The organism is Arthrobacter sp. NPDC056691, assembly GCF_042791415.1.
Lineage (GTDB): Bacteria > Actinomycetota > Actinomycetes > Actinomycetales > Micrococcaceae > Arthrobacter.
The window spans coordinates 23,706-48,986 of record NZ_JBHTXX010000038.1; the positions used below are offsets into that span (position 1 = coordinate 23,706).

Annotated in this window: 20 protein-coding genes; 6 read left to right on the forward strand and 14 right to left on the reverse strand. The window is 67.6% G+C overall.

What is annotated here, in order from left to right; translation table 11 throughout:
• Positions 1–5: 5 nt before the first annotated feature.
• Together ACFRAU_RS22535 and ACFRAU_RS22540 are read right to left on the reverse strand one after the other, a co-directional pair.
• Complete coding sequence (locus ACFRAU_RS22535; RefSeq protein ID WP_377996758.1) at positions 6–701, reverse strand: redox-sensing transcriptional repressor Rex; 696 nt, start codon at positions 699–701, stop codon at positions 6–8.
• An 86-nt stretch (positions 702–787) separates the two neighbouring features.
• Positions 788–1,045, reverse strand: coding sequence for a glutaredoxin family protein (locus ACFRAU_RS22540; RefSeq protein WP_378001563.1), 258 nt, complete (start codon positions 1,043–1,045; stop codon positions 788–790).
• A gap of 81 nt (positions 1,046–1,126) precedes the next feature.
• On the opposite strand from ACFRAU_RS22540, the gene ACFRAU_RS22545 reads away from it, so the two are divergent.
• Positions 1,127–1,945, forward strand: coding sequence for an HAD family hydrolase (locus tag ACFRAU_RS22545; RefSeq protein ID WP_377996760.1), 819 nt, complete (start codon positions 1,127–1,129; stop codon positions 1,943–1,945).
• A gap of 155 nt (positions 1,946–2,100) precedes the next feature.
• Here the strand turns inward: ACFRAU_RS22545 and ACFRAU_RS22550 are convergent, their stop codons facing one another.
• The 8 genes from ACFRAU_RS22550 to ACFRAU_RS22585 all read right to left on the reverse strand — a co-directional run bounded on the left by ACFRAU_RS22550 (position 2,101) and on the right by ACFRAU_RS22585 (position 10,735).
• Positions 2,101–2,199 (reverse strand): 30S ribosomal protein bS22, encoded by a 99-nt coding sequence (locus tag ACFRAU_RS22550; protein WP_003792170.1) that lies wholly within the window; start codon positions 2,197–2,199, stop codon positions 2,101–2,103.
• A gap of 220 nt (positions 2,200–2,419) precedes the next feature.
• Positions 2,420–2,632 carry a helix-turn-helix domain-containing protein gene (locus ACFRAU_RS22555; RefSeq protein WP_003797758.1) on the reverse strand — a complete coding sequence of 71 codons (213 nt, stop codon included), beginning with the start codon at positions 2,630–2,632 and terminating at the stop codon, positions 2,420–2,422.
• Positions 2,633–2,727: 95 nt separating this feature from the next.
• On the reverse strand, positions 2,728–3,864 hold the full coding sequence (locus ACFRAU_RS22560) for a 3-deoxy-7-phosphoheptulonate synthase (RefSeq protein ID WP_378001564.1): 1,137 nt from the start codon (positions 3,862–3,864) through the stop codon (positions 2,728–2,730).
• 338 nt (positions 3,865–4,202) lie between these two features.
• The gene (locus ACFRAU_RS22565) at positions 4,203–5,510 is read right to left on the reverse strand and encodes an MFS transporter (RefSeq protein ID WP_378001565.1); all 1,308 of its coding nucleotides are present in this window, start codon (positions 5,508–5,510) and stop codon (positions 4,203–4,205) included.
• Between the two features lie 90 nt (positions 5,511–5,600).
• Positions 5,601–7,097, reverse strand: coding sequence for a rhamnulokinase family protein (locus ACFRAU_RS22570; RefSeq protein ID WP_378001566.1), 1,497 nt, complete (start codon positions 7,095–7,097; stop codon positions 5,601–5,603).
• The gene (locus tag ACFRAU_RS22575) at positions 7,094–9,133 is read right to left on the reverse strand and encodes a bifunctional aldolase/short-chain dehydrogenase (RefSeq protein ID WP_378001567.1); all 2,040 of its coding nucleotides are present in this window, start codon (positions 9,131–9,133) and stop codon (positions 7,094–7,096) included. Before ACFRAU_RS22575 ends, ACFRAU_RS22570 begins: the two co-directional genes overlap by 4 nt.
• Before the next feature lie 5 nt (positions 9,134–9,138).
• A complete protein-coding gene (gene rhaI / locus ACFRAU_RS22580) occupies positions 9,139–10,305 on the reverse strand; it encodes an L-rhamnose isomerase (RefSeq protein WP_378001568.1) in 1,167 nt (388 codons plus the stop codon).
• A gap of 61 nt (positions 10,306–10,366) precedes the next feature.
• Entirely contained in the window at positions 10,367–10,735 is a 369-nt protein-coding gene (locus ACFRAU_RS22585; protein WP_378001569.1) for an L-rhamnose mutarotase, read from the reverse strand.
• A gap of 180 nt (positions 10,736–10,915) precedes the next feature.
• Here ACFRAU_RS22585 and ACFRAU_RS22590 point away from each other — a divergent pair, with 180 nt between their 5' ends.
• A complete protein-coding gene (locus tag ACFRAU_RS22590) occupies positions 10,916–11,941 on the forward strand; it encodes a LacI family DNA-binding transcriptional regulator (RefSeq protein WP_378001570.1) in 1,026 nt (341 codons plus the stop codon).
• 55 nt (positions 11,942–11,996) lie between these two features.
• Here the strand turns inward: ACFRAU_RS22590 and ACFRAU_RS22595 are convergent, their stop codons facing one another.
• Positions 11,997–12,659: a rhamnogalacturonan acetylesterase gene (locus tag ACFRAU_RS22595; RefSeq protein WP_378001571.1), complete on the reverse strand. Its 663-nt coding sequence runs from the start codon at positions 12,657–12,659 to the stop codon at positions 11,997–11,999.
• 221 nt (positions 12,660–12,880) lie between these two features.
• Between ACFRAU_RS22595 and ACFRAU_RS22600 the strand changes: the two genes are divergently transcribed.
• Complete coding sequence (locus ACFRAU_RS22600) at positions 12,881–14,917, forward strand: DUF6807 family protein (RefSeq protein ID WP_378001572.1); 2,037 nt, start codon at positions 12,881–12,883, stop codon at positions 14,915–14,917.
• A gap of 29 nt (positions 14,918–14,946) precedes the next feature.
• Complete coding sequence (locus ACFRAU_RS22605) at positions 14,947–16,962, forward strand: beta-galactosidase (RefSeq protein WP_378001573.1); 2,016 nt, start codon at positions 14,947–14,949, stop codon at positions 16,960–16,962.
• Positions 16,963–17,128: 166 nt separating this feature from the next.
• Here the strand turns inward: ACFRAU_RS22605 and ACFRAU_RS22610 are convergent, their stop codons facing one another.
• The 3 genes from ACFRAU_RS22610 to ACFRAU_RS22620 all read right to left on the reverse strand — a co-directional run bounded on the left by ACFRAU_RS22610 (position 17,129) and on the right by ACFRAU_RS22620 (position 20,522).
• The gene (locus ACFRAU_RS22610) at positions 17,129–18,475 is read right to left on the reverse strand and encodes an ABC transporter substrate-binding protein (RefSeq protein ID WP_378001574.1); all 1,347 of its coding nucleotides are present in this window, start codon (positions 18,473–18,475) and stop codon (positions 17,129–17,131) included.
• A 138-nt stretch (positions 18,476–18,613) separates the two neighbouring features.
• Positions 18,614–19,585 (reverse strand): carbohydrate ABC transporter permease, encoded by a 972-nt coding sequence (locus ACFRAU_RS22615; protein WP_378001575.1) that lies wholly within the window; start codon positions 19,583–19,585, stop codon positions 18,614–18,616.
• Complete coding sequence (locus tag ACFRAU_RS22620; protein ID WP_378001576.1) at positions 19,578–20,522, reverse strand: carbohydrate ABC transporter permease; 945 nt, start codon at positions 20,520–20,522, stop codon at positions 19,578–19,580. Before ACFRAU_RS22620 ends, ACFRAU_RS22615 begins: the two co-directional genes overlap by 8 nt.
• A gap of 1,408 nt (positions 20,523–21,930) precedes the next feature.
• Here ACFRAU_RS22620 and ACFRAU_RS22625 point away from each other — a divergent pair.
• Positions 21,931–24,099, forward strand: a complete 2,169-nt coding sequence (locus ACFRAU_RS22625) for a DUF6807 family protein (protein WP_378001578.1) — start codon at positions 21,931–21,933, stop codon at positions 24,097–24,099.
• The gene (locus tag ACFRAU_RS22630) at positions 24,096–25,232 is read left to right on the forward strand and encodes a M24 family metallopeptidase (RefSeq protein ID WP_378001577.1); all 1,137 of its coding nucleotides are present in this window, start codon (positions 24,096–24,098) and stop codon (positions 25,230–25,232) included. Before ACFRAU_RS22625 ends, ACFRAU_RS22630 begins: the two co-directional genes overlap by 4 nt.
• Positions 25,233–25,281: the final 49 nt, after the last annotated feature.

Below are 25,281 nucleotides of genomic sequence, written 5' to 3' on the forward strand. Positions count from 1 at the left end.
CGGAGTTACTCCGGCTGACCGGGGGTCTGCGCCCGTTGCGCGTGGTACGCCAGGATCTGCAGCTCGGTGGCCATGTCCACCTTTCTCAGCGTCACGCCGTCGGGCACCTGGAGCATCACCGGAGCAAAGCTGAGGATGCTCCGCACGCCGACGTTCACCACCCGGTCGCACACGCTTTGCGCCACGGCGGCCGGCAGGGCCAGCACCACCATGTTGGTCCCGGTCCGCTCCAGGACGGTTTCCAGGTCCGCAACGTCGCTGACCCGCAGCCAGCCCACCTCGTTGCCCACCACCATCTGGTCGGCGTCGAAGATGGCAACCACGTCAAAGCCCCTGGATTCGAAACCGCCGTAGCGGGCCAACGCCTTGCCCAGGTTACCGGCGCCCACAATCGCGACTTTCCAGTCATGCGTCAGCCCGAGTGCGGCGGCGATGTGGCGGCTCAGGTACTGCACCTCGTAGCCCACCCCGCGGGTGCCGTACGAACCCACATGGGACAGGTCCTTGCGGAGCGTCGAGGAGCTGACCCCGGAAAGCTCAGCCAGTGACTCGGAGGACACCCGTTCGGTGCCTTCGGACAGCAACGAGTTCAGGGCGCGCAGATAGATCGTCAGCCGGGCCACGGCTGCCGGCGGAATCTGCTTTCCGGCGGCCCCGGTAGGCCCGGGCAGGGACTGGGGTGGTGAATCGAGCGAAGTCACTATCTGCTCCGTTGCGTCGCGTTGTGAGTCCACTCTAGATCCCCATCAGTTATGTCAACAAAGCCACTGCCATTGTTCGAAATTGGCTAATCCCCCGCGATGGCACGGCGCAGGACACGCTCCAGGCGCGCCTCGTCGATCTTCCAGAAGTCGCGCTGGATCCCGTCCACCAGCACCACGGGGATCTCCTCGGCGTAGCGGTCGCGCAGCTCGTCGTCGGCGTCCAACTGCCGCTCCGACCACGAAAGTCCCAGCCCGGCAGTCACCCGCCCGATGGCGTCGCGCGCCGCGGCGCACAGGTGACAGTCAGCTTTGGTGAGGAGAACGACGTCGGGGTTTGCCATGCTTCAACCGTATCGCCGTTCCCGGCGCCGGGCGACGGGCGCCGTCCGGCGTGGGGTACGGCATTGACTAGACTCAGTGGCATGCCCGAGGAGAAGTACGTCGCTGTGGCCCACCGTCCGGTTGCGAAGCAGCAACACGGCGAGGCAGCATTCTTCGACGTCGACAACACCCTCATGCGCGGCGCCAGCCTGTTCCACGTGGCCAGGAAAATGCACCAGCGCGGAGCCTTCACAATTGCCCAGGCGGCGGGCATGGCGTGGAAGCAGCTCAAGTTCGTGCTCCGGGGTGAGAACCTCAATGACGTCCACGCCGTCCGGGACTCCGCGCTGAGGCTCGCCGCCGGCATCACGGAAGAGGACATCAAGGCGCTGGGCGAAGAGGTCTACGACGAGATGATCGCCTCGCGGATCTGGCCCGGCGCAAAAGCCCTGGCCGAGCAGCACCTGCGGGTGGGCCGGAAGGTCTGGCTCGTCACGGCGACGCCGATCGAGGTGGCCACGGTGATTTCCACGCGGCTGGGACTCACCGGCGCCCTGGGAACCGTCGGCGAGACCAAGGACGGCTTCTACACGGGCAGGCTCGTCGGGGACATCCTGCACGGCGCCGCCAAGGCCGTGGCGGTCCAGGGCATCGCGGACGGGCACGGGCTGGATCTGAAGCGGTGCTGGGCGTACAGCGACTCCTACAACGACATCCCGCTGCTGACGATGGTGGGCCATCCCGTGGCGATCAACCCGGACGCCCGCCTGCGCAAGCACGCGAGGGAACACAACTGGCCGGTCTACGACTTCCGCTCAGGCCGCCGGGCAGCCACCCTCGGCCTCAAGGCAGCCACAGCCGGCGGAGCGGTCTACGGCCTGTGGCGGGGCTACACCCGGTTCCGGGGCCCGCGCGCCTGACGCGCTTCTTGCCGCGCGACGCGCAGATTGCCCCACGATCCGGTAATTCCCGGTGCCCCAGGCCTTTTGCGCGTCGCCAGTCAGCTTGCGCGTCGCGGGACGCAAAAATGCCCGCACCCTCGAAAGGGAACGGGCATTGACGCGTAGAGCGGACTCTACTTCTTATTGCGGCGCTGGTGGCGGGTCTTACGAAGCAACTTGCGGTGCTTCTTCTTGGCCATACGCTTGCGACGCTTCTTAATAACTGAACCCACGAAAGTTCCTTACAAACTAGATGCAGTACCTGTCTGATGGAAAAGGTCCGTGGACTGAGCAACAGACTGAACAACTGACAGATTCTTACAATGACGTAAAACGTTCCTTAACAGCGTACCGCTTATCCGGAGCATCCCCTGACCAGCACAGCCCCGTGGCGTGCAGCGGCCCCCAAGGCGGCTGCAGCAACCACGGATCGGTGCGGTCAGTCGGGTCCCGTCAGGCGGTGCCCGTGTGACCGTCAACGACAGCACCCTTGAGGTACTGTTCGACGGCGGTCTCCGGGACCCGGTAGGAGCGGCCGAACCTGACGGCGGGCATCTCCCCCGAATGGACAAGGCGGTACACGGTCATTTTGGAGACACGCATTACCTCAGCCACCTCGGCCACGGTCAAGAACTTGGCGTTCGAGAAGTTCGACTCTGCGGACATACCCATATTCCTTTGCTCTCAGCAACGACGCCGGTCTATCAGCGGTGCGCCGACGCTGAGCCATCGAACAACCGTGTTCTAGTTACTCTAGATGCTCACGTGGCCATTGTGAAAGCCCGCCGTTTCCGCGACGACGCCGCCAGTTGCTCGAGGACAGACGCCGTCACATCCCACTCCATGCACGCATCCGTGACGCTCTGGCCGTAGACCAGGTCCGACCGTCCGCCGGCATGTTCGGCCACGTCGAGGTTCTGCGCGCCGCCCACGAGGAAGCTCTCCAGCATGACGCCGGCGATCGCTCCCGCGGCCGTTCCCGCGTCCTCGAGCTGGGCGCCGATCTCGAGGGCCACCTCGGCCTGGCGGTGGTGGCTCTTGCCGCTGTTGGCGTGGCTGGCGTCCACGATCAGCCTCGGGTTGAGGTTCTTGGCGGCGAGCTTGGCGGAGGCCGCCTCGACGTCGGCGGCGGAGTAGTTGGGGCCCTTCCGGCCGCCGCGGAGGATCACGTGGGTGTCGGGGTTGCCTGCGGTGGACACCAGCGCGGCCCGGCCGTCGCCGTCGATGCCGAGGAAAGCCTGCGCTGCGGCGGCGGCGCTGCAGGCGTCGACCGCCACCTGGAGGTCGCCGTCGGTCCCGTTCTTGAAGCCGATGGGCATGGAGAGCCCCGAGGCCAGCTGGCGGTGGATCTGGCTTTCCGTGGTCCGCGCGCCGATGGCGCCCCAGGAAATCAGGTCGGCCATGTACTGCGGGCTGATGGGCTCGAGGAACTCGGTGGCGGTGGGGAGACCCAGGGCGGTGACCTGCTGCAGGAAGCTGCGGGCCGCGCGAAGGCCGCCGGCGATGTCGTGGCTGCCGTCCAGGTGCGGGTCGTTGATGAGGCCCTTCCAGCCCACGGTGGTCCGCGGCTTTTCGAAGTAGGCGCGCAGGACGATGAGCAGGTCTTCCTTGTGCTTCTCGGCCTGGCTTACCAGCCGGCGGGCGTATTCCAGGCCGGCCTTGGGGTCGTGGATGGAGCACGGGCCGACTATCACCAGCAGGCGGTCGTCCACGCCGTCCATGATGGCCCGGACTTCATCGCGGCCACGTTCGACGACGTCGGCCGCCTTCGCGTCCAGCGGCAGTTCCGCCATCATTTCCTGCGGTGTGGGCAGGGCGGTGATCTCGCTGACCCTCAGGTTCGACGTCGACGGGCGTTTCGACGACGGCTGCTGGGTTTCGGTGGCTGTTGCGCTCATTTTCGGGGTCCTGTTCCGGATGGGAGCGGGCCCCTGATCAGAACCCGCCGTAGAAATGGCGAAGGGCAGAGAATGATCTCTGCCCTGTTGGCTCTGAAGGAAAGTTGGATGCGTGTCAGTTAGACGCGGGCCCCTCCAGAGCCAACGAAAAATACGCATACCAACGGTTAGTCATGGAAACGACCATAAACCCGCCCTGACGGATCGCCAAATCTGCCGCGTCACATTCGGACCGCGCGTCAACCCACCTCGGCGGAAACGCGAACGTACACTTGTGGCCCTTGGGAAGCGTTTCCCATGGGCCACAAGTGTACGTTCGCGCTTGTCTGGCGCCGGGGTTAAGCCGTGGTTTGTTCCACCGACTGCTTGGCCGGTTCGCCGTAGCGTTCCTGCTCGATCTGTTCCAGGCTCTTGCCCCGGGTGTCCGGCGCCCAGACAATGCCGATGATCATGGCAGCCACCAAAGCCCCGATCATGATGGCACCGACAAAGGGCACGCCCTGCTCGGCGAGCAGCGTCGGGAACCAGTAGCTCAGCAGGCCGACAACGATGCGGGCAACGAAAAAGAGCACCCCCTGCGCACTGGCCCTGTAGCGGGTCGCGAACATTTCGGCCGCCCACAGGGCGTAGAAGGCCTGGGCGCCGATGCCGGCCGAAATCCCCCAGAGTGCCGCGAAAAGAATCAACACCGGCATGGTCACGTGGACAAAGACCAGCAGGACCCAGGCGGCAAGGCCCAGCACTGCGCCGATCCCGTACAGCAGGCGGCGGTCAACGCGGTCGCCGTACTTCATGAAACCGAAGTACGTCGCCACCACCGTAAGCGTCCACAGCAGCACCTGCAGCAGGTTCTGCTCAGCGGACGATCCAACCCCGGAGGACTCGTAGACCCGCGGCATGAAGATGCCCATCTGCCCGGCAACAAGGTTCCAGAGGGCGTAGACGCCCACGAGGAAAAGGATGGCTTTCAGGTTGGTGGCATTGGTCAGCAACTCGCGGTAGTTGCGCCGCTTGACGCCGGATGCCTCCTCCAGCAGGCGCGCTTCGTTCGACTTCTTCCAGGTGTGGGACTCGGAAAGCCGGCGCCGGATCCACCAGGTGATGAGGGCAATGACGAACAGGTGCGCGAAGACCAGGCGGCTACCCAGCAACCCCAGCGGAACGACGACGGTGGCAAGGAGGAAGACCAGTGCCGGAGCCAGCGACCACGCAAACTGCGCGGTGCCCACGTGCCGTGCCCGCTGTTCAGAGGGCGCCTCCTCCGCGATGTAGGTCCAGGCGACGGGCACGCCGGCTCCCACTGCGATCCCGGTGAGGATCACGCCCACGACGAGCATCCACGGGGCCACGGCAAAAATCACCAGCACCGTGCCGGTCATGTACAGGATGAGGTCGTAGGTGTAGATGAACTTGCGGCCGTAGCGGTCACCCAAAGGGCCGCCGATCATCGCGCCGACGGCGGCGCCGAAGGCGTTGGCGCTGAGGGCCGCGATGAGCCCGACGACAAGGTTGCTGAAGCCGAAATACTCCTGCCACAGCGTCAGGCTCGTCGCCAGGGCGATGATGGATCCGGCCTCGATGTAGTTGGACATGGACACAGCAACAGTGGCTTTCCAGCCGCCGATCTGCGGGGTGTGGTTGGTCATACTGAATCTTTCTCTGGCGACGCCGTCGGCGCCGGGCAGCCGCGTTGGGGCCGCCCTGCTTTGATACGTTTCAAGAACTCCGCAGAATCGTCAACTCGCCGGGGCGTGTGAGGTGAGGTCGAGGGGTTCGTAGCGGCTCAGGCTCGTTCCGGCACCGACAATCCTGCGAAGTTGCGGCAAACCGCCGCCCGCCACACCGGCTGCCCGGGCCTGGACCAGCACGTTGCCGAGGGCTGTCGCCTCGACCGGGCCGGCGATGACGCGCTTGCCGGTGGCCTGCGCGGTGAGATGGCACAGCAGCGCATTCTGAGAGCCGCCGCCGACGATGTGCACCACGTGGGCGGCAACACCGGCGAGGCGTTCGGCGTCGGCAATGGTCCGCGCGTACGCGGCGGCGAGGCTGTCCAGGATGCAGCGGACGATCGCTGCCGGATCGTCCGGGAGGACTGCTCCGGTGTTGCGGGCTGCGGCGCGGATCCGGTCCGGCATATTGTCCGGGGCGATGAAAGCGGGATCGTCGGGATTGATCCGGGGCCCGCCGGGCGGGAGCGCCGCGGCCGCGTCGAGAAGGTCGCCGATCGCAGGCCGGTAGCCGTCTTCGGCCCAGGTGCGCTGGCATTCGCTGAGCAGCCAGAGGCCACCGACGTTGCGCAGGTACCGGGTGGTGCCGTCCACGCCGCGCTCATTGGTGAAGTTCGCCGCGCGGCTGGCGTCGGTGAGCACAGGATGCTGCAGCTCCAGCCCCACGAGGGACCAGGTGCCGGAGGAAATGTACGCGAAGTTTTCCTGCTCCGCGGGCACGGCAGCGACGGCCGAGGCGGTGTCGTGCGAGCCGACGGCCACCACCTTCGTTGCTGCGGGCAGCCCGGTCCGTTCCGCGATTCCGGGCAGCAGGGTTCCCAGCGTTTCGCCCGGCTGGATCAGCGGCGGGAACAGATCCCCGGGCAGGCCCAGGGGCCCGAACAGTTCGCTGGCCCACTCCCCCGCGACAGCGTCGAACAGCCCGGTGGTGGAGGCATTGGTGGCCTCGGTACGGCGCTGGCCGGTGAGCAGGAACGCGATCAGGTCCGGGATCAGCAGGGCCTGCAGCCCGTTCAGGTCCGGTTCGGTGGCGAGCTGGTAAAGGGTGTTGAACTGCAGGAACTGCAGACCCGTGGTGGCGTAAAGCCGTTTCGGGTCCAGTTTCGCGTGCACCCGGGCGACGGCGGCGCGGCTGCGCTCGTCCCGGTAGCTGTACGGCTGCGCGGCCAGTTCGCCGGCACTGGTGACCAGGCCGTAGTCCACCGCCCACGTGTCGATGCCGATGCTCGTAATGCTCTCCCCCCGCTCCGCTGCCGCTTTACCGGCGGCAGCCAGGCCGGTGAGCACCTCGGCGAACAGGGCGCCGAAGTCCCAGCGGAGGCCGCCGTCGGACTCCACAACACCATTGGGGAAACGGTGCACGACGTCGAGCGTGGCCCGCGCCGGTCCGCCGTCGCCGTGTATCCGTCCCAGGATCACGCGCCCCGAGGAGGCGCCGATGTCGACGGCGGCGAACAGGCCGCCGTCGACATCAGCTTGTGCACCGGGTGCAGGTGCGTTGCTCACCGGAGGAACGCTGCCGCGACGCCGGCGTCCACGGGGATGTGCAGGCCGGTGGTGTGCGAGAGTTCGTTGCTGGTGAGCACGGCCGCGGCGTTGGCGACGTGTTCGGGCAGGACCTCGCGCTTGAGCAGGGTGCGCTGGGCGTAGTACTCGCCCAGTTTTTCCTCGTCCACGCCGTAAACCGCGGCGCGCTTGGCGCCCCAGCCGCCGGCGAAGATCCCGGAGCCGCGGACGACGCCGTCGGGGTTGATGCCGTTGACCCGGATCCCGTGCTCGCCCAGCTCGGCGGCGAGCAGCCGGACCTGGTGGGCCTGGTCGGCCTTGGTGGCGGAGTAGGCGATGTTGTTCGGGCCGGCGAACACGGAGTTCTTGGAGGAGATGTAGATGATGTCCCCGCCCAGGCCCTGGCCGATCATGACCTTCGCGGCGGCCTTGGCCACCAGGAAGGAGCCCTTCGCCATGACGTTGTGCTGCAGGTCCCAGTCCTTCTCGGTGGTCTCCAGCAGCGGCTTGGAGATGGACAGGCCGGCGTTGTTGACCACCAGGTCCACGCCGCCGAAGGCCAGCACGGCTTGGTCGATCGCGGCCGCGACCTGGGCCTCATTGGTGACGTCGGCCTGGACGCCGACGGCGACATCCGGCCCGCCAAGCTCTTCGGCGACCTTCTGTGCGTTTTCCAGGTTCAGGTCCGCGATGACCACGCAGGCGCCCTCCGCGGCGAGGCGGGTGGCGATGGCCTTGCCGATGCCCGAGGCGGCGCCGGTGACCAGTGCGATGCGGGTCGCGTGCGACTTGGGCCTGGGCATCCGGGCGAGCTTGGCTTCCTCCAGGGCCCAGTACTCGATCCGGAACTTCTCGGCCTCATCGATCGGGGCGTAAGTGGAGATCTCCTCGGCGCCGCGCATCACGTTGATCGCGTTCAGGTAGAACTCCCCGGCCACACGGGCGGTCTGCTTGTTGGCGCCGTAGGAGAACATGCCCACGCCCGGGACCAGCACGATCGCCGGGTCGGCGCCCCGCAGGGCGGGTGAGTCGGCGTCCGCGTGGCGGTCGTAGTAGGCCTGGTAGTCCTCCCGGTACGCGGCGTGGAGTTCCTTGAGCCGGGCCACGGAGTCCTCGGTGGAGGCGTCCGCGGGCAGGTCCAGGATCAGCGGCTTGACCTTGGTGCGCAGGAAGTGGTCCGGGCAGGACGTGCCCAGCGCGCCGAGGCGGGGGTGCTCGGCGGCTTCGAGGAATTCCAGCACGGCGGGGTCGTCGCTGAAGTGGCCCACCTGCGGCTTGTCCGCGGAGGCCAGGCCGCGGATCACCGGGGCCAGCGCGGCGGCCTTCGCTTTGCGCTCGGCCTCGGCCAGCGGTCCGTAGCCGGGGAGTTTCGCGCCGAACGGTTCGGCCCGGCCGTTCTCGGAGATGTACTTCTCCGCTTCGGCGATGATCCAGAGCGAGTTGGCTTCTGCTTCCTCGGACGTGGCGCCCCAGGCGGTGATGCCGTGCCCGCCCAGGATGGTGCCGATGGCCTGCGGGTTGGCGTCCTTGATCGCGGCGATGTCCAGGCCCAGCTGGAAACCCGGCCGGCGCCACGGCACCCAGACCACCTTGTCGCCGAAGATCTTCGTGGTGAGCGCCTCTCCGTCGGCGGCGGTGGCGATGGCGATGCCCGAGTCCGGGTGCAGGTGGTCCACGTGGGCGGCGTCCACCAGGCCGTGCATGGCCGTGTCGATCGACGGGGCGGCGCCGCCCTTGCCATGCAGGCAGTAATCGAATGCCGCGACCATCTCGTCCTCGCGCTCCACGCCCGGGTACACGTTCTTCAAAGCCTGCAGCCGGTCCAGCCGCAACACCGCCAGGTTTTCCGCTTTCAGGGTGCCCAGGTCACCGCCGGAGCCCTTCACCCAGAGCAGCTGGACGTCCTCGCCCGTGACCGGGTCCTTCTCCGTGCCCTTGGCGGAGGTGTTGCCGCCGGCGAAGTTGGTGTTCCGCTTGTCCGCACCCAGGCGGTTGGAACGCGCGATCAGGTCTTCAACAGTCTTGTTCTGTGCCATTTTCCTTATGCGCCCCATCCGGCTTGCTGGCCGCCCACGCGGTCCTCGTTGATCTGTTTCTGGTAGCCGCTGGCCTTGTACGCGGCCATCGGGTCCGCGGGCAGCCCGCGGGATTCGCGCCACTCGGCCAGGACCGGCCGGACGTCGGTGTAGAACGCGTCGTTGAACACGGCATTCGCGGCCAGCACGTCACCGGCGCGCTGGGCTTCACCCAGGGCGGCGGTGTCAATCAGAAGCGCCCGCGCGGTCATTTCCTGCACGTTCAGCACCGAGCGGATCTGGCCCGGAATCTTCTCCTCCAGGTTGTGGCACTGGTCCAGCATCAAGGCCACACCGGAGTCCGCACCGAGGCCGCCGCCGCGGATCACCTCGTGCATGATCCGGAACAGCTGGAACGGGTCCGCGGCGCCCACGATCAGGTCATCGTCCGCGTAGAAGCGCGAGTTGAAGTCGAACGAGCCCAGTTTGCCCAGGCGCAGCAGCTGCATGACGATGAACTCGATGTTGGTGCCGGGCGCGTGGTGGCCGGTGTCCAGGCAGACGAACGCCTTCTCGCCCAGCGCCAGGGTCTGCGCGTACGAAGTGCCCCAGTCCGGAACGTCCGTGTGGTAGAAAGCCGGCTCGAAGAACTTGTACTCCAGCACCAGGCGCTGGTCCTCGCCCAGGCGCGCGTAGATCTCCTGCAGCGACTCGGCCAGCCGGTCCTGGCGGCCGCGCATGTCATCCTGGCCCGGGTAGTTGGTGCCGTCCGCGAGCCAGATCTTCAGGTCCCGCGACCCGGTGGCGTGCATGATGTCAATGCACTCGAAGTGGTGGTCAATCGCACGGCGCCGGACGGCGTCGTCCGAGGACGTCAGCGAACCGAACCTGTACTCGTCATCCTGGAACGTGTTCGAGTTGATCGTGCCCAGCCCCACACCCAGGCCGGCCGCGTACTCCTTCAGCGCAGCGTAGTCATCCACCTTGTCCCACGGGATGTGCAGCGCCACCGTGGGTGCCAGGCCGGTGAGCTCGTGGACCTTGGCGGCGTCCGCCAGTTTCTCCTGGACGGTGCGCGGGGTACCGGGCGTGCCGAACACCTTGAACCTGGTGCCCGAGTTGCCGTAGGCCCACGACGGGACCTCAATCGCAAGCTCCGAAAGCCGGCCCAGTGCCGATGCTGTGTTGTTCATGATCTTTCTTTCGTCAGTGTTTGGCAGTGAAAGTTTTTGGAAGACTCAGTGCTCGGAAGATCTAGTGCCCGACGGCGGCGGCGCCAGCGCTGCTGCCGGCGGCGGCCGCCAGCTGCTCCTCGAGGTTGAACACCTCATCGAGGACCCGGAAGCCCTCGTCGGGCGGAACATCGCTGTCCCTGAAGAGCGTGGCCATTTCGGCCTGCCAGCGGGCGTTGACGTCGGTGAGTGCCATCCGGGCCCGCACCGCGTCAAAGTCGTCGCATTCGAGGTAACCGATTAGCAGTCCGTCGCCGTCCAGGAAGAGCGAGTAGTTGTTCCAGCCCGCGTCCTTGAGCGCGGCCAGCATCTCCGGCCAGACGGCGGCGTGACGCCGCCGGTACTCCCCCAGCAGCTCCGGCTGGACGGAGGATCGGAAACAAACCCTCATGTTGTACTCCTGTGGACGTGTTGGGTGCGGCGGAAGCAGCGGAAACCAATTCGTTCGGCATTTAAACATTCCTCCCGTTGAATCGTTTCATTGGTACGATTCAAAGTACTCTGGGAGCAAGAAGGGTGTCAAGCGTTTTCACCCGAACGGGCAAATCGATCTTTCGGAGGATCAGCAGAAATGTCGCGGGCAGCCAGCATCAAGGACGTCGCCAACCACGCGCAGGTTGCGGTGGGAACGGTCTCCAACGTCCTCAACAATCCCGACCGCGTCTCCAAGCGCACCAAGGACAGGGTGCTGCAGGCCATCGACGAGCTCGGTTTTGTCCGCAACGACGCCGCCCGGCAGCTGCGGGCAGGGCACAGCCGGACCATCGGCGTCGTGGTCCTGGATGTCGGCAACCCGTTCTTCACCTCGCTGGTCCGGGCCGCCGAGGATGCGGCGGCAGTGAACGGCAGCGCCGTGCTGCTGGGCGACAGCGGCCACGACGCGAACCGGGAATCCCACTACATCGACCTCTTCCAGGAACAGCGGGTCCAGGGCCTGCTGATCTCGCCGGTGGGGGACGTGGCCGACCGGCTGGATGCGCTGCGGCAGCGCGGCGTTCCCACGGTCCTGGTGGACCGGCTGGCCGACGAGGACCGCTTCAGTTCCGTCTCGGTCGATGACGACGCCGGCGGTTACCTTGCCGCCCGGCACCTCCTCGACCTCGGGCGGAGGAAGTTGGCCTTCGTGGGCGGGCCGCTGTCCATCCGCCAGGTGTCTGACCGCCTCCTCGGCGCCCGCCGCGCCGTGGACGGGGTGGACGGCGCAACGCTGGAGGTGCTCGACTCCGACGGCCAGTCCGTGCTCGCCGGACGCGGCGTGGGCAACGGCCTCGTCGGCCGGGGCGCCGGGGACATGCCTGACGGCGTCTTCTGTGCCAATGATCTGCTGGCGCTCGGCGTGATGCAGTCGCTGACCATGATGAACGGTGTCCACATTCCGGATGACGTGGCCCTGATCGGCTACGACGACATCGACTTCGCGGCGTCCGCCGTCGTGCCGCTCTCCTCCATCCGCCAGCCCACCGACGCGATCGGCAGGACCGCCATTGAGCTACTGACGGAGGAACTGGACGCGCAGCACCCCCGGCACCGCGCCGTCGTCTTCACACCCGAGCTGGTAGTCCGGCAAAGCACTGCGGGCGCCGAGGCGCCCCACTGACCCGGCACTCGGCACCCGGCATCGGGCTAAACGGCCGCCCCGCTGGCGGCCCGATTTAGAAGACGGCCAGGTCCGGTTCCGGCTTGAAGCCCAGCACTTCGACGCGGGCGGCCACAAACGCGGCGATGCGCCGGGCACCCCGCTCATGGAAGTGGGTGTCGTCCAGCAACCCGCCAGCCCAGTGCGCATGCTCGCCGGGACCAAAGTGGAAGAACAGCTCCCTGGACCCCTCCTCGCCAAGCTCGGCATACAGGGCGCGGGTCCAGGAGTTGAGGTCCACCACATCGAGGCCCAGTTCGGCGCCCAGCTCACGGACCACGGCGGGGTACTCCCCCAGGGTCTCCTCGAGGCGGCCATCACTGAAGTGCCGGCGCTCCACCGAGGTGCACAGGATGGGCGTGGCCCCCTTGGCCCGGACCTCCGCCACCATCCGGCGGAGATTGTCCGCATAGCCGCTCCGGGCGGACAGGTGCCCGCGCTTCTGGTCGTTGTGGCCGAACTGGACGAGCACCACGTCGCCGCTGACCGCCTGGTGCAACAGTTCAGACCACAGCCCCTCCTCCCGGAAGGACTCGGTGGTGGCCCCTCCCTTGGCGAAGTTGTGGACGGCAGCCCATGAGAAGACCTCCGGGGCAAGGTGGGCTCCCCAACCGCTCATCGGATACTCATAGGTGGGGCAATTGGCCACGGTCGAATCTCCGGCCAGCAAAATCTTCATCGCTTTCCTTCCGCATCGGTTCCTGATGATGATCATCCGACAGCAGCCCGCCGGTCAAGCAATTTTTGAAACGTTACAGGCATTCATCCATGGAGTACACTAGGCAGCAGAAGAAGGCGGGAAAGCGCTTGCCGCGCTGGGTGAACAGCTCTGCGCGGACATGCTTCCGGCAACGGTTGACGATGGCGTCGCGCAGCACCGCAGCGCCGGACAGGAGCACCATGGGCACAAAAGATGAGGGACCCGCGGACGCAGCAACCCGTCACCACGGGGCTCCGGCCCGGATCGCCCTGATCGGCGTCCACGGCTTCGGTGCCCACCATCTGAAGAACCTCGAACGGCTGACCAAGGCCGGCATGGTGGAACTCGTGGCCGTCGCGGACCCGAATCCGCCGTCCCCGGGGGCGTTGCCGGATACGACGGCGGTCCACCCCGACCTGCAGTCCCTCCTGGCCGGCAACCACAGTCCTGACGTGGTCATCGTGGCCACGCCCATCCAGACCCACGCGCCGCTGGCCCTGGCCACGCTGGCCGCCGGCGCAGACCTCTACCTGGAGAAACCGCCGGTGGCGTCGCTGGCCGACTTCCGGCAGTTGCAGGAAGCCGCCGAGGCATCCGGCCGTAGCGTGCAGATCGGGTTCCAGAGCCTCGGATCACAGGCGCTGGCGGCCGTCGACAGGCTCCTCAAGGACGGCACCATCGGCACGCTGCAGGGCGTCGGCGCCACCGGGCGCTGGGTGCGGGACCGCGCCTACTACAAGCGCTCCCGGTGGGCGGGCAAGCGCAGCATGGACGGGGTGGACGTGGTGGACGGTGTGGCCACCAATCCCCTGGCCCATGCCATCGCCACCGCCCTGCGGATCGCGGGTGCCCGCACCGTGGACGATGTGGCCTCCGTGGAGACGGACCTCTACCGCGCGAACGACATCGAGTCCGACGATACGTCAGTCATTCGGATCCGCACCGCCGCCGGGCTGCCGATCACCTGTGCCCTGACGCTCTGCGCGGCGGAGTCGGCGGAGCCGTACATCACCCTGCAGGGCACGGAGGGAACGGCTGTTTTCCACTACACGGAGGACCGACTGCACGTCAGCAACGCGGACGGAGAATACTCGCAGGAGTTCGGCCGCGACGACCTGACCGAAAACCTGCTGGACCACCTGGCCGCGGGCACCGAACTCACCAGCGCCCTCAACGACTCCGGCGCATTCATGCTGGTGCTGGAGGCTGTCCGCACGGCCGAGCCGCCGGCGCCGGTCAGCGCCGGTCACGTGCGCTGGGTGGGCGACGGCGATGCCGCCCATGCCGTCATCCCGGGCGTTGAGGATGCACTGGAGCGGGCCATCGGCGCGCACGCCACCTTCAGCGAACTGGCCCTGCCGTGGGCCCGGCCGGCCGATCCCGCCGAGGCCCGGAACCTGTTCGACGGCGGCAGGCCGCTGGCGGTGCAGCGGACCGGCGCCCGCCTCAACGCGGCGTTGTCACCGCGCCCCTACTTGCACCCCGTCGCCACCCTCGGCGGAACCGTGGTGACGGACCATCTGCCCGCCGACCATCCGTGGCATCTCGGCGCCGGCTTCGCGCTCCAGGATGTCAACGGCACCAACTTCTGGGGCGGCAGGACGTACACGCGCGACGCTGGCGCGTACGTGTCCCGGCCGGACCACGGCCGGATCGAACTGCTCCCCGCCACTGCAGACGAACCGGACACCCGGCAGCTCCGCTGGCTCGGCACGGCCGGACAGCCCCTCCTGGCCGAGCGGCGGACCCTGACCGGCGAAACTGTCGGCGAGCGGGTATGGCGCCTGGACCTGGGCACGGAACTGACCGCCGTCGTCGACGTTTCACTGGGCAGCCCCGGCTCCAACGGCGCCGCGGGCAGCGGCTACGGCGGCTTCTTCTGGCGCCTCCCGGCCTGCAGCGGCGCCCGCATCTTCACGTCCGACGCCGAGGGGGAACCGGCCGTTCACGGTTGCGTTGCGCCGTGGCTGGCGTGGACTGCCTCCTTCGGCGAGGTCCCCGGCATCCGGTCCGGGCAACCCGCGACCCTCGTGTTCAGGGCGCCGGCCGAGGCGGCCGACCCGTGGTTTGTCCGCTGCTCCGGATACCCCGCCGTCGGGTCGGCCCTGGCCTGGGACAGGCCGGTGGCGCTGGCCGCCGGGGAATCGCTCCGGCGCAGCCTGAGCGTGTGGGTGTGCGACGGCGAACTGGCGCCGGCCGCCGTCGAATCCCTGGTGGCGTCCGGCACCACCGGCTAGGCTGACCAACGTCGCGAAAAGGAGCCCCTATGCCCGAGCCAGAAGCCTCTTCTCAACAGCCCGCCTGGAACAGCGGCCCCGGCCTGGCGTTCGGCGGTGACTACAACCCCGAACAGTGGCCGGCAGAGGTCCGGCTTGAGGACATCGGCCTCATGAAGGAGGCCGGGGTGACCCTCCTCAGCGTCGCCATCTTTTCCTGGGCACTCCTGGAGCCGCGCGAAGGGGAGTACGACTTTGCCTGGCTCGACGAGGTGCTGGACAACCTGGACGGCGCAGGCATCAAGGTGGCCCTCGCCACGGCCACGGCCGCTCCCCCGGCCTGGCTGGTCCGGAAATATCCGGAAATCCTGCCGGTGACGGCGGAGGGCACCGTCCTGGAGCGCGGCTCCCGGCGGCACTACTCGCCGTCGTCCGCTGTTTACCGGCGGTATGCCACGGGCATCACGCGGAAGCTGGCCGAACGGTACAGGGACCATCCGGCGCTGGCGCTGTGGCACGTGGACAACGAGCTGGGCTGCCACGTCTCGGAGTTTTATGGCGAGGAGGACGCCGCGGCGTTCCGGCGCTGGCTGGAGCGGCAGTACGGCAGCATCGCGGCGCTGAACGAAGCGTGGGGCACGGCCTTCTGGTCGCAGCACTATGCCACGTTCGAGGAGATCATTCCGCCGCGGGCCGCCCCCACCACCCTCAACCCGGCGCAGCGGCTGGACTTCCAGCGGTTCAGTTCCTGGGCGCTGATGGACTATTACCGGAGCCTGCTGGCGGTGATCCGGGAAGTGACCCCCGAGGTTCCGGCCACCACCAACCTCATGGTTTCCAGCGCTACCAAGTCGATGGACTACTTTGACTGGGCGAAGGATCTGGACGTGGTGGCCAACGACCACTACCTGGCGGCAGCGGACCCGGAGCGGGAGATCGAACTGGCGTTCAGCGCCGATCTCACCCGCGGCGTCGCGGGCAACAGGCCGTGGATCCTGATGGAACACTCGACGTCGGCCGTGAACTGGCAGCCGCGCAACCAGCCCAAGATGCCCGGCGAAATGCTCCGCAACTCCCTGGCGCACGTGGCCCGCGGCGCCGACGCCGTCATGTTCTTCCAGTGGCGGCAAAGCGTTGCCGGCGCCGAGAAGTTCCATTCGGCGATGGTGCCCCACGGCGGCCGCGAAACCCGGGTGTGGCGCGAGGTGGTGGCTCTGGGCGAAGCCCTCGGCAAACTCGGGGCAGTCAAGGGCTCCACGGTGGAATCCCGGGTGGCCATCGTGTTCGACTACGAAGCATGGTGGGCCAGCGAACTGGACTCCCACCCCAGCGAGGATGTGAAGTACCTCGACCTGATCCGGGAATTCCACCGCTCGCTGTTCCTGCGGGGCGTCGGCGTGGACTTCGTCCATCCCACCTCGGACCTCTCAGGCTATGACCTGGTCCTGGTGTGCACGCTCTACTGCGTCACCGATTTCGCCGCGGCCAACATCGCTTCTGCGGCCGAAGCCGGGGCCACCGTGCTGGTCAGCTACTTCAGCGGCATCGTTGACGAACGCGACCACATCCGGCTGGGCGGCTATCCGGGCGCCTTCCGGGAACTGCTGGGCATCCGGACCGAGGAGTTCCACCCGCTGCTCAAGGGCGGGGAGGTGACTCTGAGCAACGGCACTGCCGGCCGGGTCTGGAGCGAGCACGTGCACCTTGCCGGGGCCGAGTCTGTGGCAACCTTCACCGGGTACCCGCTCTCCGGGGTGCCTGCGCTGACCCGAAGGACCGCGGGCCGCGGCGCCGCCTGGTACCTGGCCACGCTGCCCGACCGCGACGGCATCGAACGCCTCCTGGACCGGCTCCTGGCCGAAGCGGGAGTGGCGGCGTCCGCGGAGGCCGCTGCCGGCGTCGAACTTACCCGGCGGGTGACGGCGGACGGGCGCCGCTTCCTCTTCGCCATCAACCACGGCCGGGATGACGCGGCTGTGGAGGCCGACGGCGAGGAGCTCTTGGGCGGCGGACGTTTCGGCGGGCTTGTCCCCGGCGGCGCCGTGGCCGTAATCGCCGAGGACTAACCCTGCTCTGGAGTTTGCGCCCAGGAGCGTGGAGTTTTTGTCCAGATAATGGCCGCAAAAGGCCCCCTAAATCACGATACGTGGGCAAAAACTCCCCGCCCCGGGCGCCAAAAACCCCGGGCCCTCTCCTTTGGGAGACGGCCCGGGGTTTCCTTGCGCGGTGGAGCTAGCTGCTGATCGCGGACTTCATCTCGTCCACGGCCTTCGTGCCGGCATCCTGCGTGGAGAGCCTGTTGAACAGCACCTCGGAGGTGTAGCGCTTGATGATCTCCTGGATGGCGCCGGCGCCCTTCGGCGGCGGCGCCGGGGCCTCGCCGAGTTCGCCCTTGATCTGGTCAATGAACTTGACCACCTTGACGTCGGCGGGGGTCAGCTTGGACTGGATTGCCGCCCGGACCTCCGAGTTGGGGTAGACGCCGCGGTCCGCCAGGAGGGCCTGGCCGGCCTTCTTGTCGTTGGCCAGGAAGTTGATGAACTTGGCCGTCTCTTCGGGGTGCTTGGTGCGGGATGATGCGGACCAGAACTGGGAAGCCTTGTACCAGAGCTGGGTGTCGGCCGCCTTGCCCGTCTTAGAGGGGAACCTGAGCACCTGCAGCTCACCCCCGGCCGCCTTCTCCAGCGCCGGGAGCTGGTTGGACCACCAGAAGGCCAGCCCGTTCTTGCCGGTGGCCAGGCCGCTCTGGTCGAGCGGGGCCGCCTCGGCCTCGACCACTTCGGAGGCCGAAGGGACGGCCTTCTTCTCGCTCAGCTGCTTGAGGAAGTCCCACCAGCCGGCGATGTCCGACGGTTCGAAACCGAGCTTGCCGTCGGAGGTGTAGAGGGATTTGCCGTTCTGCCGCAGCCACACGCCGAGGGAGGCCTCGTCGGTGCCGTAGGCGGCGGCGCCGTAGGTTCCCTTGGGGGACTTGGCGGTCACTTCGGCCGAGATGCGCTCGAAGTCCTCCCAGGTCCAGGTCTTGTCATCCGGCAGCGCCACACCGGCCGCCTTGAACACCGCCGGGTTGGCCAGGATGGTTGCTGCGTTGATGCCTGCCGCGATGCCGGTCAGGCCCTTTTCGTTCTTGCCGGCATTCAGGGCCGCCTCGTCCAGCTTGGAGGTGTCGACGCTGTACTTGGATAGGTCCAGCAGCGCCCCTCGCGAGGAGTACTCAGTGATGTATTTCTCGTCCATCTGGATGATGTCCGGCGCGTCATTCGCGGCAACCTGGGTGGCGAGCTTGTCCCAGTAGCCGCTCCAGTCGCCATACTCGGCCTTGATCTTGATGTTCGGGTTCTGCGCCTCAAACGCTGCGATGGCGGCCTGGGTGACCTGGGCGCGCTTGTCGCCGCCCCACCAGGAGAACCGCAGTTCAACCTTGCCGTCTGCGCTGGACTGGGCAGGTCCGCCGCAGGCGCTCAGGGCGAGGACGGCTGCGGCTGCGGCAGCCACGGCCGCGGTGGCACGGAGGCGGCGTTTTGGTTTTGCGGGGGCGCCGGATGCGGCTGCCGATGCGGGCCGGGGAAAGAGTGGCACTGGGAAACTCCGATCTTCTTTGATCCTGGAAGCGGATAGCGCTCTGGGAAACAGAACTTTGGGGATAAAAGGCGGGAAAGCGCATTCCTTGGTGCTTAGCTTATAAGTACAAAGCTTGTATTACAAGAGCAATGTTGACTATTTGATGCCGGTGGTGGCGATGCCCTTGATGAGGAACCGCTGGCCGAAGAGGAACACCAGGAAGACGGGCAGCAGGGACACGATGGACATCGCGAACAGTGAGCCCCAACTGGTGGCCGACTGCGAGTCGACGAAGGCGCGCAGCGCCACGGGCACGGTGAACATGTCCGGGTCCGTGAGGTAGATCAGGGCCCCGAAGAAGTCGTTCCAGGTCCAGATGAAGGTGAAGATCGTGGTGGTAGCCAGCGCCGGCACCATCAGGGGCAGGATGACCCGCAGGAAGATGCGGGGGTGGCCGGCGCCGTCGATCCGGGCGGCCTCGTCGAGTTCCTTGGGGATGCCGCGGATGAACTGGACCATGAGGAACACGAAGAACGCGTCCGTGGCCAGGAGCTTGGGCACAATCAGCGGCCAGAAGGTGTTAACCCAGCCGATCTGGGAGAACAGGATGTACTGCGGCACGATGATCACGTGGAACGGCAGCATGATGGTCAGGAGCATGATGCCGAAGAACAGCTTCTTGCCGCTGAACTGCAGCCGGGCGAAGGCGTAGGCGGCCATGGAGCACGAGATCAGGTTGCCCAGGATGGAGCCGATCACCACGACGGCCGAGTTGAGCATGTAGTGGCCGAACGGATGGCTCAGGGCGGACCAGCCGTCCGTGTAGTTGCTCATGTCCAGGCTGTTGAGCCACAAACCGGGCTCGCGGAAGATGAGGTCGTTGGGCCGCAGCGAGGACACCACCATCCACAGCAGCGGATAGATCATGATCCCGCCGGTGATGATCAGCAGCGCGTGCTTGGCGAGCGCCTTGAGGCGCGCGCTGCGGCTGAAGGCCAGGGTGCCGCGTGATTCCCGCGGCCGGCGGGCGTTCCCGCGGATCCTGATTCCACCGGTCCTCTTGCCGGGAAGTTTTCCGCTCTTGCCCGGACCCTGCTCCGGGGCCGGCAGCGTCTGAAGTTTAGTCATCGTAGAACACCCAATACTTTGAAGCGATGAAATTGACGGCGGTGAAGGCACCGATGATCACGAGGAGGAACCAGGCCATGGCCGAGGCGTACCCCATGTCGAACTGGCCGAAGCCTTTTTGGTAGAGGTACAGCGTGAAGAACATGGTGGAATCCGAGGGTCCGCCGTTGCCGCCCGAAACGATGAAGGCCTGCGTGAAGGACTGGAAGGAGCCGATGATCTGCAGCACCAGGTTGAAGAAGATGATGGGGCTGAGCATGGGGAGCGTGATCCGCCAGAACTTCTGGAGCGTAGTCGCACCGTCCACCTCCGCCGCCTCGTAGTACATGTTGGGAATCTGGCGCAGCCCGGCGAGGAAGATGATCATGGGGCTGCCGAAGGTCCAGACGTGCAGCAGGATGATGGTGCCGAGCGACGTGCTGGGATCCGAGATCCAGCCGGGTCCGGTGATGCCGAACATCGCCAGCACCTGGTTGACCAGGCCGGTGGTGCCAAAGATCTGCTTCCACAGGATGGCCACGGCGACCGACCCGCCAAGGAGGGAGGGGAGGTAGAACACCGAGCGGTAGAAGGGCAGTCCACGCAGCCCCTTGTCGAGCACCAGCGCGATCAGCAGTGCGACTGCCAGCTGAAGCGGAACACCCACCAGTACATAGGTGAAGGTCACGCGCAGCGAGTTGTGCAGCCGGGCGTCGCCGAGCATCCGGGTGAAGTTGTCCAGCCCCGTCCATTCCGGCGGCTGCAGGAGGTTGTAGTCGGTGAATGCCAGGTAGAGCGACATGAGCATGGGGCCCACCGTGATGACCACGAGCCCAATGAGCCACGGCAGGAGGAAGATGTACGCCGCCTTGTTGTCGCGCCGGTTGGCCCGCTTTTCCTCCGCGGTCATCGGCCCCTTGCGCCGGGACATCGACGACAGTTCGCTGATGGCGCTCACTGGCTCCTCCCGACGTCGCCGGGGGCGCCGGGCGTCCCCGCGTGCTGCTGTGCGGCCATGTGGTCTCCTTTGGTCATCGTGGCCTTCCACGGATTGGTACTTGCCTAAGGGTTTCTGGAGGCAACGGGTGCCGCCAAATCATGTTCCCCATGCGGCCTGAAGGTGACTCAGGCAACGGCGTCTCCGTACCAAAGTAAACGGTTTCTTGACCGGTGTACACCCCTTTGCTAATTTTTGAGAAAGCGTTTTCTGACTAGGCAGCGCTGGCTAGCGCCGCTGGGCGCGAACTGCGAAAGGCAGGACAAGGATGTTTGCAGATGCCCGGACCAGCGATGGCCGGCCGAGCGATGCGCGGCCGAGCGCCATCGGTGGGTATGAGGACTGGCCCGGCTTCATGGCTGCGGCGCCGCGCTTCCGCGCTGCAGACAGCCGGAGCCAGGAGCTGGCCGATGTCCTGGGCGTTCCCCAGGTCCCGGCCGGGCCCGCCGTCACCGTTGATTGGGAGGAAACGCACGACGGCGTGACCACCTCCCGTGTGAGCTGGCAGCTGGGCTTTGGCCCGCGCACCACGGCCTGGTTCATCCGCCCGGCGCACGCCGCCGGTCCACTGCCGGGCGTCCTGGCGCTGCACTGCCACGCCGGCGTCAAGTCCACCGGCGCCGCAAGGCTAGTGGACGGCCCGGCGACCGAAAGCGGCCCGGACCCGCTCCGGAACCTGCTGTATGAGGGGCGGGCCTTCGCCACCTGGCTGGCCTCGCAGGGTTTCGCCGTGCTCGCACACGACACGTTCTCCTGGGGCAGCCGAGGCTTCGACCTGGGCACGCCTCCCGTCCGGACGGCCGCAGCGGTCGCCGGCCGGAGGGCACTGTGGCGGGAGGCCGGCGTCGAACCCTCCGCGCCGGAACTGTACGACGCCGCGGCGGCTGCGCACGAGGAGACTGTAGCCAAGGCCGCCGGACTCCTCGGCACCAGCTTCGCCGGCATGGTGGCGCACGACGACCTCGCGGCGCTGGACGTGCTCGCCCGGCTTCCCGGGGTGGACGCCGGGAGGCTCGGCTGCGCCGGTTTCTCCGGCGGGGGCGGCAGGTCCCTGATCCTGGCGGCCCTCAGCCCGCTGATCCGCAGCCATGTCGTGACCTGCATGATGACCACCTTCGGCTCCCTTTTTCCCGCGCACCTCGACGCCCATTCGTGGCTGCTCCAGACGCCCGGGCTCCCCCGGCTGGGAGACTGGCCCGATCTCTCCGCGCGCTCGATGGCCGACAGCCTGCTGGTCCAGTACGCGTCGGCCGATGAGCTGTTCCCCGACCAGGGAATGTACGACGCCGATGCCCGCCTGAGTGCCCTCCATCCGGCCGGGCGGTACACCGGGAGCTTTTGGCCGGGCGGCCATGTGTTCACCCGGGGAATGCAGGAGGAGGCGGCCGCCTTCCTCGCGGCTGGCCTTCAGGCTGCGCCTGCAGTTCAGGCCGCGCCGGTACTTCAGGCCGCCCCGGCGGCCGCTGCCCTTCCCCGCATCGCGCTGGTGGGGGTACACGGCTACGGTGCCCGTCATCTGGACAATCTCCGGCGACTGGAGGAGCGTCAGCTGGCCCGGCTTGTCGCCGTCGCCGATCCGCGTCCCCCGGCCGACGGGACGCTGGATTGCTCGGTGCAGGCCTTCGGCACCCTGGATGAACTGCTGGCGGCGGGCACCGCGCCGGATGTCGTCATCCTGGCGACGCCCATCCAGACCCACGCCCCGCTGGCCCTGGCCGCCATTGCCGCCGGTGCCGACGTCTACGTGGAGAAGCCGCCCATGGCCTCCCTCGCCCAGTACGACGAAGTGCTGGCGGCGGCCGAGGCGGCTGGCCGGCTGGTCCAGGTCGGGTTCCAGAGCCTCGGCTCGGAAGCGCTGCCGGAGATCGCCGCACTGGTGGAGTCGGGCGCACTCGGCCGCATCCGCGGGATCGGCGCCACGGGGGCGTGGGTGCGGAGCGTCGGCTACTTCAAGCGCTCACGCTGGGCCGGACGACGGAGCCTGGACGGTACCGACGTCGTGGACGGGGTGGCCACGAACGCCCTGGCCCACGCGGTCGCGACCGGGCTTCGGATCGCCGGCGCGGCGCTATCTGACGACGTTGTGTCGGTGGAAACCGACCTGTACCGGGCCCACACCACGGAGAGCGACGACACGTCGGTGATCCGGGTCCGCACGTCGGCCGGACGGGTTCTGCTGTGTGCCCTGACCCTGTGCGCGGCCGAACAGTTCCCGCCGTCCATCACGGTCTTGGGCACGCTCGGCAAGGCAGAGTTCTTCTACACCGAGGACAGGCTGGTCCTGGAAACCGCCGATGGCATCACCACGCGGACGTTCGGGCGGACGGACCTGCTGGAGAATCTCTTGGCCGCCCGCGCGGCCGGCAACGGTACGGCAGACAGGGCCCACGACGGCGGGGCAGCCGGGCTGCTCAGCCCGCTCTCCGCCGCCGGACCCTACATGACCGTCCTCGAGGCGGTCCGCACCGCGGAGCCGCCGCGGGAGATTCCGGCAGGCAATATTGCCTGGGAAGGCGAGGGCGACGACGCCCATCCCGTGGTGCACGGCATCGAGGCAGCCCTGCAACGGGCAGTACTCTCGCAGTCCACGTTCGCCGAGCTCGGGCTGCCCTGGGCCAGATCTGACAAGGCCAGTTCCGACAAGGCCTGGTCTGACAAGGCGCGGCCGGAACCGGCCTGCGCCTCACTGGCAGTGGACGGCCGCCCCGTCGCGTGGTTGCAGGACGGAAGCCGCATCATGCCGACGTCGTCGCCCCGCCCCTACCTGCATCCTGTGACCACTCTCGCGGGCACGGTTGTCAGCGATCACCTGCCCGCGGACCATGTCTGGCATCTGGGGGCCGGCGTCGCTATTCAGGACGTGGCGGGCGTGAACTTCTGGGGCGGCCGCACCTACACGCGCCAGGCCGGTGGTTACGTGTGGCGGGACGACCACGGCCGCATTGACATCACGGACATGGCCGGGTCCCCGGGCGCCCTGGACCAGACACTGCGCTGGGTTGGCCCCGACGGCACCCCGGTGCTGTCCGAGCAGCGGCGCTGGCGGTATGACGCCGTCGGCCCGTCCTTGTGGAAGCTGAGCCTCGACTTTGAGCTTTCGCCAACGGGACCGGAACCGGTGGCGCTGGGCAGCCCTGGCTCCAACGGCCGGGAAAACGGCGGCTACGGCGGCTTCTTCTGGCGGCTGCCGCCCACCAATCTTGCGCTGATCCGGACGGCCGAGGCCGAAGGCGAGGAAGCCGTGCACGGCACCGTTGCCCCGTGGCTGGCCTGGAGTGGACTGTTCGGGGCCGGCGAATCGTCCGAAGCGGGTGCAGAGGCCACCCTGGTGTTCCTCGCTTCCCCGCAGGCGCCGGATCCGTGGTTCGTGCGTCTATCCGGCTACCCGGGGGTCGGGCTCTCGCTCGCCTGGGACAGTCCGCTCCTCGCATCCCGGGACAACCCGGTCCGTCGCACCGTCACGGTACTGGTTGCCGACGGAATCCTGAGCACAGCAGACATTGAACAACTCACCGAATCTTTGGGGGAAACCACATGAACGTTCCAGCACCCGCAACCGCACCGGCCGGATTCGCACCCGCTGCAACCGAAGAGCACGCAACCGCACAGCCCGGCAACCCGGACGACAGGGCCACCAAACGGCAACGGGTCCTGGAGATTCTGGACGCCAAGGGACATGATTCCATGCTCCTGACCAGCCACACCGCCCTCACGTGGTACCTGGACGGCAGCCGCATGCACATCAGCCTGGCCGGCGATCCGATCGCCGCGCTCCTCGTGGACCGTTCAGGGGAACATCTGATCACCTTCAATAACGAGGCGGAACGCCTCGCCGCCGAGGAGCTGCCGCCCGGCGTCGAACTTCACATGGTGCCCTGGCACGGACAGCTCACCGACGCCGTTGGTGCACTCGCCGGGCCCGGCGAGCCGCTGGCGGAGGCGGCCGTGGCCGCGGAACTGCGGGCGGCGCGGCAGCCGATGCTGCCCGGTGAGAGCGCGCGGTACGCGCGGCTGTGCGCGGATGCAGCACGCGCCATGACCGACGTCCTTTCGCGGGCGACGCCGGAGACCACCGAGTTCGAGGTCGCGTCCGCCCTGGCAGCGCGGATTGTCGCGGCCGGCGCCGAGCCCCTGGTCCTGCTCTGCAGCGGCAGTTCGCGCAGCGCGTTCCGGCACCCGCTCGCCACCCACGCACCGCTGGGCCGCCGCGCCATGGCCGTGGTCTGCGCCCGGCGGCACGGCCTGGTGGCCAACGTCACCAGGTGGGTGCGGTTCGACGTCGGCACCCCCGAAGAACTGGACGCTGAAGAGCGCATCGCGGCGGTTGAGGCGGATATTTTCGCCGCCACCGTTCCGGGCGCCACGCTCGGCGGCATCTTTGCGGAAATCCAGGCAGCGTACGCCCGGCATGGCTTCGGCGCCGACCAGTGGACCTTGCACCATCAGGGCGGACCCGCCGGCTACGCGGGCCGCGATCCCCGCGCCACCGCCGCCACGGGCGACGTCGTGGTGCCCAACCAGACCTTCACGTGGAATCCGTCCGGGCCCGGCGTCAAGATCGAGGACACCGTGCAGCTGACGGTGGCGGGAACCACCGTCCTCACGCTCGACCCGAGGTGGCCGGCGTCGGACGTCAACGGACTCCCGCGCCCGCTGACGCTGCAGCTGTAGCCCGGGCTGACCCAACCCAGTAGCAGCACAGGGCGTTCCCAGACCTGGG

Excerpts from the sequence above, each read along its gene's own strand:
- ACFRAU_RS22555 (WP_003797758.1), bottom strand. The coding sequence starts at position 2,632 with ATGTCCGCAGAGTCGAACTTCTCGAACGCCAAGTTCTTGACCGTGGCC.
- ACFRAU_RS22630 (WP_378001577.1), top strand. The coding sequence starts at position 24,096 with ATGAACGTTCCAGCACCCGCAACCGCACCGGCCGGATTCGCACCCGCT.
- ACFRAU_RS22625 (WP_378001578.1), top strand. The coding sequence starts at position 21,931 with ATGCAGGAGGAGGCGGCCGCCTTCCTCGCGGCTGGCCTTCAGGCTGCG.
- ACFRAU_RS22605 (WP_378001573.1), top strand. The coding sequence starts at position 14,947 with ATGCCCGAGCCAGAAGCCTCTTCTCAACAGCCCGCCTGGAACAGCGGC.
- ACFRAU_RS22565 (WP_378001565.1), bottom strand. The coding sequence starts at position 5,510 with ATGACCAACCACACCCCGCAGATCGGCGGCTGGAAAGCCACTGTTGCT.
- ACFRAU_RS22590 (WP_378001570.1), top strand. The coding sequence starts at position 10,916 with ATGTCGCGGGCAGCCAGCATCAAGGACGTCGCCAACCACGCGCAGGTT.
- ACFRAU_RS22540 (WP_378001563.1), bottom strand. The coding sequence starts at position 1,045 with ATGGCAAACCCCGACGTCGTTCTCCTCACCAAAGCTGACTGTCACCTG.
- ACFRAU_RS22560 (WP_378001564.1), bottom strand. The coding sequence starts at position 3,864 with ATGAGCGCAACAGCCACCGAAACCCAGCAGCCGTCGTCGAAACGCCCG.
- rhaI (WP_378001568.1), bottom strand. The coding sequence starts at position 10,305 with ATGAACAACACAGCATCGGCACTGGGCCGGCTTTCGGAGCTTGCGATT.
- ACFRAU_RS22595 (WP_378001571.1), bottom strand. The coding sequence starts at position 12,659 with ATGAAGATTTTGCTGGCCGGAGATTCGACCGTGGCCAATTGCCCCACC.
- ACFRAU_RS22575 (WP_378001567.1), bottom strand. The coding sequence starts at position 9,133 with ATGGCACAGAACAAGACTGTTGAAGACCTGATCGCGCGTTCCAACCGC.
- ACFRAU_RS22545 (WP_377996760.1), top strand. The coding sequence starts at position 1,127 with ATGCCCGAGGAGAAGTACGTCGCTGTGGCCCACCGTCCGGTTGCGAAG.
- ACFRAU_RS22615 (WP_378001575.1), bottom strand. The coding sequence starts at position 19,585 with ATGACTAAACTTCAGACGCTGCCGGCCCCGGAGCAGGGTCCGGGCAAG.
- ACFRAU_RS22600 (WP_378001572.1), top strand. The coding sequence starts at position 12,881 with ATGGGCACAAAAGATGAGGGACCCGCGGACGCAGCAACCCGTCACCAC.
- ACFRAU_RS22585 (WP_378001569.1), bottom strand. The coding sequence starts at position 10,735 with ATGAGGGTTTGTTTCCGATCCTCCGTCCAGCCGGAGCTGCTGGGGGAG.